Genomic DNA, 8796 nt, shown 5'->3' on the forward strand with positions numbered 1-8796 from the left:
GGCGTACGCATCCGCGAGGAGTACCAGACCCTCGCCACGATCACGCTGCAGAACTACTTCCGCCTCTACGACAAGCTCAGCGGCATGACCGGTACGGCCCTGACCGAGGCGTCGGAGTTCGACAAGATCTACAAGCTCGGCGTCGTGCCGATCCCGACCAACAAGCCGGTCGCCCGTGCCGACCAGCCCGACCTGGTCTACCGCACCGAGCAGGCCAAGTTCGACGCCGTCGTCGAGGACATCGTCGAGCGCCACACCGCCGGACAGCCGATCCTGGTCGGCACGACGAGCGTCGCCAAGAGCGAGCGGCTCTCCAAGCAGCTCAAGAAGCGCGGCGTCCCGCACGAGGTGCTCAACGCCAAGCAGCACGACCGTGAGGCCGCGATCGTGGCGATGGCCGGGCACAAGGGTGCCGTCACCGTTGCCACCAACATGGCCGGCCGCGGCACCGACATCATGCTCGGCGGCAGTGTCGAGTTCCTCGCCGATCAGGCGCTGCGCAAGAAGGGGCTCGACCCGCTCGAGGACTCCGAGGCGTACGAAGCCGAGTGGCCCCAGACCCTCAAGCAGATGGAGGAGCAGGTCGCGGCCGAGCACGACGAGGTCGCCGCCGTCGGTGGCCTGGCGGTCATCGGCACCGAGCGCCACGAGTCCCGCCGCATCGACAACCAGCTGCGCGGTCGCTCCGGCCGTCAGGGTGACCCTGGCGAGACCCGCTTCTACCTGTCGCTCGAGGACGACCTGATGCGCCTGTTCAAGGCTGACTGGGTCAACTGGGTCCTGCAGACCATGAAGATCCCCGACGACGTGCCGATCGAGAACAAGCGGGTCACGGGCGCGATCGCCTCCGCCCAGGCCCAGGTCGAGGCGCAGAACTTCGACACCCGCAAGAACATCCTCAAGTACGACGACGTCATGAGCCGCCAGCGTGAGGTCATCTACGCCGAGCGCCGTCGGGTGCTCGAGGGCGAGGACATGCACGACTGGGTCACCTCGATGATCACCGAGGTCGCCGCCGCGTACGTCCACGGCGCCACCGAGGGATTCCCCGAGGAGTGGGAGCTCGACCAGCTGTGGACCGCGCTCGGCACGCTCTACCCGATCGGCCTGACGGTCGAGGGCGTGGAGGCCGAGGCCGGCGGCCGCGAAGGCCTGTCCCGCGAGTACCTCCAGGAGGTCGTCGCCGAGGACGCCCTCGCCGCATACGCCAAGCGCGAGAGCGAGCTCGGCTCCGAGGTCATGCGTGAGCTCGAGCGGCGCGTCGTCCTGAGCGTGCTCGACCGCAAGTGGCGCGAGCACCTCTACGAGATGGACTACCTCCGCGAGGGCATCGGCCTGCGGGCATACTCGCAGCGCGATCCGCTCGTGGAGTACCAGCGCGAGGGCTACGACCTGTTCAACGCCATGATGGAGGGCATCGCCGAGGAGTCGGTCGGCTTCCTGTTCAACCTGGACGTCCAGGTCGAGCAGGCCACCGAGGCGGAGCCGCAGCTGACCGCCAAGGGCCTGGCCGCGGAGAAGAAGCCGCAGGCGCTGTCCTACTCGTCGCCGAGTGAGGCCGGCGATGCGGAGGTGCGTGGCGCCAGCGCGCCCGATGAGACGCCCGAGGCTGAGGCACGCCGTCAGGCGAACGCCAAGAACAAGGCGCGCCAGAAGGCAAAGCAGCAGCGGAAGTCGCGCAAGAACAATAGATAGGGCGATCTCGTCCGTCGGTTCGCCTGCGCTGCAAGTCCGGTCACCAACGCTCACGAGAGACTTCGTGTCAATCGACAAGCGTCGTTGTGGAGTCGGCCAACTCCGCGTCGACTGCTCGTCGAATGACACGAAGTCGCTCCTGAGCTCGGCGCCCTGCCGCACTCGGTCTGGCGCCTCGCGGCCGAGGGTCACCCCACGGGCTCAGGCCCAGGTCAGCGCGGTGCACTTCCAGACCTGGTCGCCGCGGTGCGTGGTCTGGAGCTCCAGGCGTACGGCGAGAGCTCGCGAGCGGCCGCGGTGCACCATGCGCCCGGCGATCTCGGCCGCACCGTCGTGGACCATGGCGACGTGGACCGAGACGATGCGGGCACCGTGGCCTGAGCGGGCGCGCAGCGGCACCCGGGCGTGTGCGGCCAGGCGGCTCGTCAGCTGGTCGTAGACGTCGGGCGCCATCCAGCCGGCCATCTGCCGGGCCGCCCGCTCGCCGGACAGGACCTCGACGAGGGCTTGCATGAACCGCGCGGCGCGTTGGCGCATGGGCCGCGCGTCGCCCCGCTCGACGGGCACTGGCAGCACGGGGCTCAGGCCGGGGAACGGCAGGGGGATCTGACCGGGCGCCGGCTCGACGGGGCCGGCGAACGACGGTTGGAGCGAGGGGACGAGCAGGGCTGTCGCGGTCTTCATGTGGGGTCCTTCCCGAGCGGCGGATTGAGGCGTTGCGTGGGGAAGATGAGGTGGGGATCGGCGCCGATGACGTCCCGGTTGGCGGCGTGCCAGCGGGCGCACGCGTGGGCGATCTCGGCGTTGGTGGCGCCGGCGGGCAGTGAGCGGGCGGCGATGGCCCACAACGTGTCGCCGGGGCGTACGACGACGACTGCCGGAGCTGTGGGGGCGCGGGGGACCGCCGCGACCGGGCGGTCGGGGAGCCGCAAGCCGGCCACATCGTGCTGGGGCGGCCCGCTCGGCGCGATCCCCCGCTCGGCCTGCACCGGCGCGAGGGCCAGGGCGCCGGCCGTGCCGGCGAACAGTGCACGACGCAGGAGCCGGGGAGCGACCGCGCGCACGAGCGGCGGCGGCGCATGCAGCAGCGACAGGCCGACGGTCAGCAGGACCCAGGACGACAAGGCCAGCTGCACCAGGCAGCCGAGTCCGAGCAGCGCGGCAGGGAAGCTCTCACCTCGGAGGTCGCTGCTCGCCCCGGCGGCCTCCGGACCGAGCCGGGCGACACTGACGCCTGCCAGGGCGCAGAGCACCCATCCGCCGCGAGACAACATCTGACCCCCCGATCAGCACATGAAAACGTTTGATGACGTTTGAATACAGACAAGACCGTTTGAGATCACCTGTCAACATCGTGTGCGCCGGGCGGTGGACACTGTCGGGGCAGCCGCGGCTGGGATAGCGTTCCGGCATGCGGTGGGACCGGTTGTTCGAGGACCTGGAGGCGCGAGCCGCGGACCTCGAGCTCGACGAGCGTGACGCGCTCGTCGACGAGCTCCGTGACGGCGACTGGGCCCAGACGTCGTGGCGGCAGCTGCTCGGCGGCCACGTGGTGCTGGCCGTACGCGGCGCCGACCGCGTCGAGGGACATGTGACGCTGGTCAACGACCGGCTGGTGCACCTGCGCGGCGACAGCATGGACCATGTCGTCAGCTCGGCCGCGGTGATGGCGGTCCACTCGAGCGAACGGCGTGCGGACGACTCGACAGCGGTCGGCGACGCGCTCGGCTGGGGCCACGTGTTCAGGGCGCTGCGTGAGGCCGGCGAGGAGATCAGGGTGCGGCTCGTCGACGGGACGGTCCGCGACGGGTCAGTCGTGGTGGCCGGGCGCGACTTCGTACGCCTGAGGGCCGGGTCAGGGCGCGATCAGGTGTTGCCGTTCGACGGGATCGCGGTCGTCAGCGGTCGGACGTGACGTCGTCGGATGACGCGAGCTCGTCGGCCTCGGTGTCGTCCGGCGCCTCGGCACGGGCGTACTGGCGCGCGATGTAGTCCTCGAGCTGATCGTTCTCGATGCGCCACTGTCCCCGGCCGCCGATCTGGATGCCGCGCAGGTCGCCGGAGCGAACCAGCGCATAGACCTGACGCACCGTGACGTTGAGAACCTCCGCGACGTCGGCCAGCGTGAGGAACCGCGGGCTGGTGGGTGGCATGACCCCAGTTTCCCACGCCGCGGTGTCATCGTGGCCACGGGTTCGCGTCGGCTGTGGACAACCCGGACGGGTATGGACGAAACCTGGCGGAGTCTGTACAACCGATGCATGACGAACTGGCGGGGGCCTGGGGGATCAGGCAGGACAGCGGCGCAACGACTGCGCATCCGACCGTGGCGCGACCCACGACTCCTGATCGGGCTGCTGCTCGTGCTGGGCGCGACGATCCTCGGCGGCCGTCTCGCGGCCGCCAGCGACGACACCGTCGAGTACTGGTCCGTCAGGTCCACCGTCGCGCCGGGCGACCCGGTCGATCGTGACGCGCTCCAGGCGACCCGCGTACGCCTGTCGTCGGCGACGAAGGGCAACTACGTACGTACGGACGAGGAGTTCGCGGCGCCGCTGGACGAGCTGGTCTGGGCCCACGGGGTCGCGGCCGGTTCCCTGGTCGACAAGAAGTCGCTCGTGCCCAGGTCGCGCACCTCGAGGAGCCAGCTGCCGCTCAGCGTGGCCGACGGGGCAGCGCCGGCCGACCTCGGCCGCGGTGACCTCGTCGACGTGTGGGTCGGCCCGGGCCCCGGTGACGAGCCGGAGGGCAAGGCCAGGGTCGTGCTGGAGTCCGTGCGGGTCATCGAGTCGGGTGACGACGCCGCCGCGCTGAACGGATCGCTCGCCCAGACGGTGCTGGTCGACGTCGACAAGGCGCAGTTGCACGGCTCGGTCGTGAGCACCGTGGCGGCCGGCCACGTGACGCTCGTCAGGGTGTCCTGATGGACGTCGTCCTCGCCGCCGGTGGCGCAGCGTGGGAGGCGGCGGCGATTCGCGAGATCGAGGCATCCACGGCACTCCGGCTGGCACGCCGCTGCGTCGACGTCGCTGACCTCCTCGCGGTGGCCGAGACCGACGTCGCCTCCGCTGCCCTCGTCACGGCCGACCTGGCGGGTCTGGACGCCGATGCGGTCTATCGGCTGGAGCATGCCGGCGTACGCGTCGCGGCAGTCGAGTCCGACGACGGGTTGTGCCGGGCTCTGGGCATCGAGCGCACCCTCAGGCTGGGATCGCTGGATGTCGTCGCGCGTGACGTGCCGGCGCCACGGCAGGCCCCACAGGAGGAGCGCGCACCACTGATCGCGGTCTGGGGCCCGGCCGGTGCGCCGGGTCGCAGCACCGTCGCGTTGGGGCTGGCCTCCGCCGCCGCGGCCCAGGGCGCTGACACGGTGCTGGTCGACGCCGACACCTACGGCGGATCCCTCGGCCAGGCGCTCTCCGTGCTCGACGACGTCAGCGGTCTCGTGGCCGCCTGCCGCGCCGCCAACACCGGCCGGGCGGCAGAGGCCGGTGACCACCTGCTCGGCATCGACGACAACCTGCGGCTGCTCACCGGCCTGCCGCGCGCCGACATGTGGCCCCAGGTACGCACGGGAGCGTTCGAGCTCGTGCTGGCCCGCCTGCGCTCGCTCGCGGGGCTGGTCGTCGTCGACTGCGGATTCTCCCTCGAGACGGGCGCGGGGCACACCGGCAACCGCAACCAGTCGACCCTGCAGGTGCTCGACCAGGCTGACGTGATCGTGGCGGTGGGCCGACCCGACCCCGTGGGCCTGGCCCGTCTCGTCCGCGGCCTGCACGACCTCGGCGAGGCCGTGCCGGGCCGCCCACCGACGCTCGTCGTCAACATGACACGTACGTCGCTGGGCTGGCGCGAACGCGAGATCGACGCCACGCTGCGGCGGCTCACCGGCATCGTGCCGACGGCGTACCTGCCGTTCGACCAGTCCGGTCTCGACCTCGCGGCGGTCAGCGGCCGGACGCCGCGCGAGGTGGCGCCGTCGTCGCCGTTCGTGACCCGGATCGAGGTCCTGGCGAGGAGTCTTGTGTCACAGGTTGCCGGCCCCGGCGTGCTCCCGGCTGCCGCGTCGTGATCCGGTGATAACTTCTCTCCAGGACGTCCCTGAGGAGAGTCATGCAACGGTTGAGCCCGCTGGATGCGATGTTCCTGCAGCAGGACAGCCCGACCGTCCCCCGCCAGATCGCCTCGCTCGCGATCCTCGAGCCCGGTGAGCACCCGCTCGACTACGACCGCCTGATCCACGTCATCAACGAGCGCATCGACCTCGTCCCGCGATACCGGCAGGTTCCGCGCACCGTCCCGGCGTCCCTGGGCACCCCGGTGTGGCTCGACGACGAGAACTTCGACATCTCGTTGCACGTACGCCGTTCGGCCCTCCCGCGACCCGGCACGACCGCCGCGCTGCACGAGCTGGTCGGCCGGCTGATCGCCCGGCGGCTCGACCTCGACCGCCCGTTGTGGGAGCTCTACCTGATCGAGGGCCTGTCCGGGGGCCGGGTCGCGCTGCTGTTCAAGGCCCACCAGGCGCTGGTCGACGGCTCCGAGACGGTCGACCTCGCGCAGGTGCTGCTCGAGGAGACGGCACACGACCGGGACATCCCGCACGAGGAGTGGAACCCGCGTTCGGAGCCCAACGCCGCCGGGCTCGTCGTGGGCACGCTCAACCGCAACCTGCGGCACCCCGGAGAGGCGTTGCGCGTCGCCGAGCTCAACCTGGGCCGCATCGCCCGCCGCCTGCCGGTCATCGGCGTCGACGGCCAGCCACCCAACAGCGTCCTGTCGACCGAGCTGTCGCGGCATCGCCGGTTCGCCTCGCTGGCCGCCGAGCTCGACTCCTTCCGCCGCGTGCGCGAGGAGCACGGCGGCACCGTCAACGACGTGATCCTCGCGGTGATCGCGGGCGGCATCCGCGGCTGGATGCTGACCCGGGCGGAGCCGGTCACCCCCAAGACGAGTTTCCGCGCGATGGTGCCGATGTCGGTCGTCGCCGAGGACGGCCTGCCGACGTCGCTGGGCTCCAAGGTGCGCGGGCACCTGCTGTCGCTGCCGGTCGGCGAGTCCAACCCGGTCGTCCGGCTGCACCAGGTCTCCTACGCGCTCAAGGACCACCGGGAGACCGGTTCGGCGGTGGCAGCAAACAAGCTGGCCAACCTGCCGGGCTTCGCCACCTCGACGTTCCACGCCGTCGGCGCACGAGTCGCGGACGCCGAGGCCGGCCGGGGCCACCAGATCGTCATCACCAACGTGCCGGGCCCCCAGGAACCCGTCTACATGGCGGGGGAGGCGGTCAGCGAGGTCTACCCCTGCATCCCGTTGAGCGGCCGGCGCGCCGTCTCGATCGGGGTGACGTCCTACAACAGCAAGGTGTTCTTCGGCATCGTCGCCGACCGTGAGGCGGTGCCGGACGTCGACGTGCTGGCGCAGTGCATCGAGGACGCGTTGCTCGAGCTCGTCGAATCGGTCGAGGGACGCCGGTCCCGGGCGCCGCGCGGACGTCAGCGGCCGGCGAAGTCATGAGGGCCTATCTCGCTGTGGGCCGCGAAGAGCTCACGGTCCTGGCCGCGGGTGGGTCGATCACTGCGCCGGCCTTCATCGCCGCCTCGGAGGACGAGGAGGACGAGCTCGCCGCCCTCGAGGAGGCGGCCGAGCACGCCGTCGCGGTCGCCGCGGCAGAGCTGGACGACCCCGATGGCCCGCTGAGCCTCGACGACGTCGTGTCGTTCCACCTCGACGTGGACGGCACGGGTGACCTCGCGTGGTACGCCACGCAGGAGATCGACGCCGTGCTCAGCGCCCTCGCGGGGCCGAGCACGGCGTCCTAGGACCGCTCAGAGCTTCTGCTGGCCGTACTCGACCTCTTCGCGCAGCGAGGACCGGATGGCCTTGGCGACCTCGGGCTCGATCTTCTTGCCGATGAACGGGATCGACACCTTGACGTCGCCGTCGAGCGTGAAGCTCGTGGCGGCGCCGTCCGCGATCAGGTTGGCCTTGCCGGTCATCTCGGCGGGCTGACCGATGATGCTGACCTTGACGTCTGCGCTGCGGTTGCCGCTGCCGTCAGGACCGCTCCACACCTCGGTCTGCTTGACCTTGACGGTGCTGCCGGTCAGCTTCTTGACGAAGTCCGGCATGTCGGCGTCCTGCGTACGGATGACCGTGACGGTTGCCCCGTCGCCATCGGGCTCGACCGTGACCTCGTACTCGAGTGAGCCCTGGTTGGCGCACGACTCGGTGCGGAACGACTGGTCCGTGATCAGGGCGTAGACCGCCTCGACGCCGGCACCGTGATAGCTGAACGACTCGTTGAGCTTCATTCGGTCACCTGCTCGTTCGAGTTGCCGGCTCCGATGCCCTTGAGCTCCGACAGCCGGGCCTCGACCTCGGCATCGGTCGACGATGCCTCGAGCTCGTCCCACGGATCTGCCGTCGCCGCGTTGAGCTCGGCCTGACCGGCGACCTGGGCCTCGGAGCGGCGGACCTTGTCCTCGAATCGGCCCAGCTCGCTGGTCGGGTCGAGCACGTCGATCGACTTGACGGCGTCCTGGACCTTGGCCTGCGCCTCGGACATCTTGGCGCGGGCGACGAGCTGGTCGCGCTTGGTCTGCAGCTCTCCGAGCTTGCCCTTCATGCCGATCAGTCCGGTCTTGAGCTTCTCGACGGTCTCGTTCTGCGCGGCGATCATGGGCGCCGCCTGCTTGGCCTCGTTCTCGAAGCCGATCTGCTTCGACAGCGCGATCTTGGCGAGCTGGTCGAACTTGTCGGCCTCCGCTGCCTGACCGGAGGCGCGGAGCGCGTCGGCCTTCTGGGATGCGGCCAGCGCCTTCTGGCCCCACTCCTTGACGGCGGCGACATCCTCCGCGTGGTCCGCCTCGGCGAGGCGCAGGTTGCCGATCGTCTGGGCGACGGCGTCCTCGGCCTCGGCGATCGAGTTGGTGTAGTCGCGGACGAGCTGGTCGAGCATCTTCTCCGGGTCCTCGGCCTTGTCGAGCAGGGCATTGATGTTGGCGCGCGTCAACTGTCCGATGCGCCCCAGGATGGACTGTTTCTGGGCCATGGTCATCACTCTCTGTCAGATGCTGCCGGTCAGGATGCGGCCAGCAC

Annotated in this window: 11 protein-coding genes; 6 read left to right on the forward strand and 5 right to left on the reverse strand. The window is 70.5% G+C overall.

Going from position 1 to position 8796, the window contains the following annotated elements; genetic code table 11:
• Positions 1–1695 (forward strand): preprotein translocase subunit SecA (locus V6M46_RS18775; RefSeq protein WP_442880559.1); only part of this gene is annotated, 1695 nt, incomplete at its 5' end.
• Between the two features lie 201 nt (positions 1696–1896).
• Here V6M46_RS18775 and V6M46_RS18780 read toward each other — a convergent pair.
• Both V6M46_RS18780 and V6M46_RS18785 read right to left on the reverse strand, forming a co-directional pair.
• On the reverse strand, positions 1897–2379 hold the full coding sequence (locus tag V6M46_RS18780) for an Rv3235 family protein (RefSeq protein ID WP_332667923.1): 483 nt from the start codon (positions 2377–2379) through the stop codon (positions 1897–1899).
• The gene (locus V6M46_RS18785; protein ID WP_332667925.1) at positions 2376–2969 is read right to left on the reverse strand and encodes a LysM peptidoglycan-binding domain-containing protein; all 594 of its coding nucleotides are present in this window, start codon (positions 2967–2969) and stop codon (positions 2376–2378) included. The genes V6M46_RS18780 and V6M46_RS18785 overlap by 4 nt, the downstream gene beginning before the upstream one ends.
• Positions 2970–3106: 137 nt before the next feature.
• On the opposite strand from V6M46_RS18785, the gene V6M46_RS18790 reads away from it, so the two are divergent.
• Positions 3107–3610 (forward strand): hypothetical protein, encoded by a 504-nt coding sequence (locus tag V6M46_RS18790; RefSeq protein WP_332667926.1) that lies wholly within the window; start codon positions 3107–3109, stop codon positions 3608–3610.
• On the opposite strand, the gene V6M46_RS18795 is transcribed toward V6M46_RS18790, so the two are convergent.
• On the reverse strand, positions 3594–3848 hold the full coding sequence (locus V6M46_RS18795) for a helix-turn-helix domain-containing protein (protein WP_332667928.1): 255 nt from the start codon (positions 3846–3848) through the stop codon (positions 3594–3596). The genes V6M46_RS18790 and V6M46_RS18795 overlap by 17 nt on opposite strands.
• A 108-nt stretch (positions 3849–3956) precedes the next feature.
• Here V6M46_RS18795 and V6M46_RS18800 point away from each other — a divergent pair, with 108 nt between their 5' ends.
• From V6M46_RS18800 to V6M46_RS18815, 4 genes are read left to right on the forward strand one after another with little or no spacing between them, the layout of a single operon-like run.
• Positions 3957–4619, forward strand: coding sequence for a hypothetical protein (locus V6M46_RS18800; protein WP_332667931.1), 663 nt, complete (start codon positions 3957–3959; stop codon positions 4617–4619).
• Entirely contained in the window at positions 4619–5767 is a 1149-nt protein-coding gene (locus V6M46_RS18805; RefSeq protein ID WP_332667934.1) for an AAA family ATPase, read from the forward strand. The genes V6M46_RS18800 and V6M46_RS18805 overlap by 1 nt, the downstream gene beginning before the upstream one ends.
• 41 nt (positions 5768–5808) lie before the next feature.
• The gene (locus V6M46_RS18810) at positions 5809–7212 is read left to right on the forward strand and encodes a WS/DGAT/MGAT family O-acyltransferase (RefSeq protein ID WP_332667936.1); all 1404 of its coding nucleotides are present in this window, start codon (positions 5809–5811) and stop codon (positions 7210–7212) included.
• The gene (locus tag V6M46_RS18815; RefSeq protein WP_332667938.1) at positions 7209–7517 is read left to right on the forward strand and encodes a hypothetical protein; all 309 of its coding nucleotides are present in this window, start codon (positions 7209–7211) and stop codon (positions 7515–7517) included. Before V6M46_RS18810 ends, V6M46_RS18815 begins: the two co-directional genes overlap by 4 nt.
• 6 nt (positions 7518–7523) lie before the next feature.
• Here the strand turns inward: V6M46_RS18815 and V6M46_RS18820 are convergent, their stop codons facing one another.
• Both V6M46_RS18820 and V6M46_RS18825 read right to left on the reverse strand, forming a co-directional pair.
• Positions 7524–8009 carry a DUF2505 domain-containing protein gene (locus V6M46_RS18820; RefSeq protein WP_332667940.1) on the reverse strand — a complete coding sequence of 162 codons (486 nt, stop codon included), beginning with the start codon at positions 8007–8009 and terminating at the stop codon, positions 7524–7526.
• On the reverse strand, positions 8006–8749 hold the full coding sequence (locus tag V6M46_RS18825) for a PspA/IM30 family protein (protein WP_332667942.1): 744 nt from the start codon (positions 8747–8749) through the stop codon (positions 8006–8008). Before V6M46_RS18825 ends, V6M46_RS18820 begins: the two co-directional genes overlap by 4 nt.
• Positions 8750–8796 lie beyond the last annotated feature (47 nt).

The sequence above is a fragment of the Aeromicrobium sp. genome (genome assembly GCF_036676885.1).
GTDB lineage: Bacteria > Actinomycetota > Actinomycetes > Propionibacteriales > Nocardioidaceae > Aeromicrobium.

Bases quoted from the DNA above. Each gene is read 5' to 3' on its own strand.
- V6M46_RS18780 (WP_332667923.1), bottom strand. From the start codon at position 2,379: ATGAAGACCGCGACAGCCCTGCTCGTCCCCTCGCTCCAACCGTCGTTC.
- V6M46_RS18785 (WP_332667925.1), bottom strand. From the start codon at position 2,969: ATGTTGTCTCGCGGCGGATGGGTGCTCTGCGCCCTGGCAGGCGTCAGT.
- V6M46_RS18790 (WP_332667926.1), top strand. From the start codon at position 3,107: ATGCGGTGGGACCGGTTGTTCGAGGACCTGGAGGCGCGAGCCGCGGAC.
- V6M46_RS18795 (WP_332667928.1), bottom strand. From the start codon at position 3,848: ATGCCACCCACCAGCCCGCGGTTCCTCACGCTGGCCGACGTCGCGGAG.
- V6M46_RS18800 (WP_332667931.1), top strand. From the start codon at position 3,957: ATGACGAACTGGCGGGGGCCTGGGGGATCAGGCAGGACAGCGGCGCAA.
- V6M46_RS18805 (WP_332667934.1), top strand. From the start codon at position 4,619: ATGGACGTCGTCCTCGCCGCCGGTGGCGCAGCGTGGGAGGCGGCGGCG.
- V6M46_RS18810 (WP_332667936.1), top strand. From the start codon at position 5,809: ATGCAACGGTTGAGCCCGCTGGATGCGATGTTCCTGCAGCAGGACAGC.
- V6M46_RS18815 (WP_332667938.1), top strand. From the start codon at position 7,209: ATGAGGGCCTATCTCGCTGTGGGCCGCGAAGAGCTCACGGTCCTGGCC.
- V6M46_RS18820 (WP_332667940.1), bottom strand. From the start codon at position 8,009: ATGAAGCTCAACGAGTCGTTCAGCTATCACGGTGCCGGCGTCGAGGCG.
- V6M46_RS18825 (WP_332667942.1), bottom strand. From the start codon at position 8,749: ATGGCCCAGAAACAGTCCATCCTGGGGCGCATCGGACAGTTGACGCGC.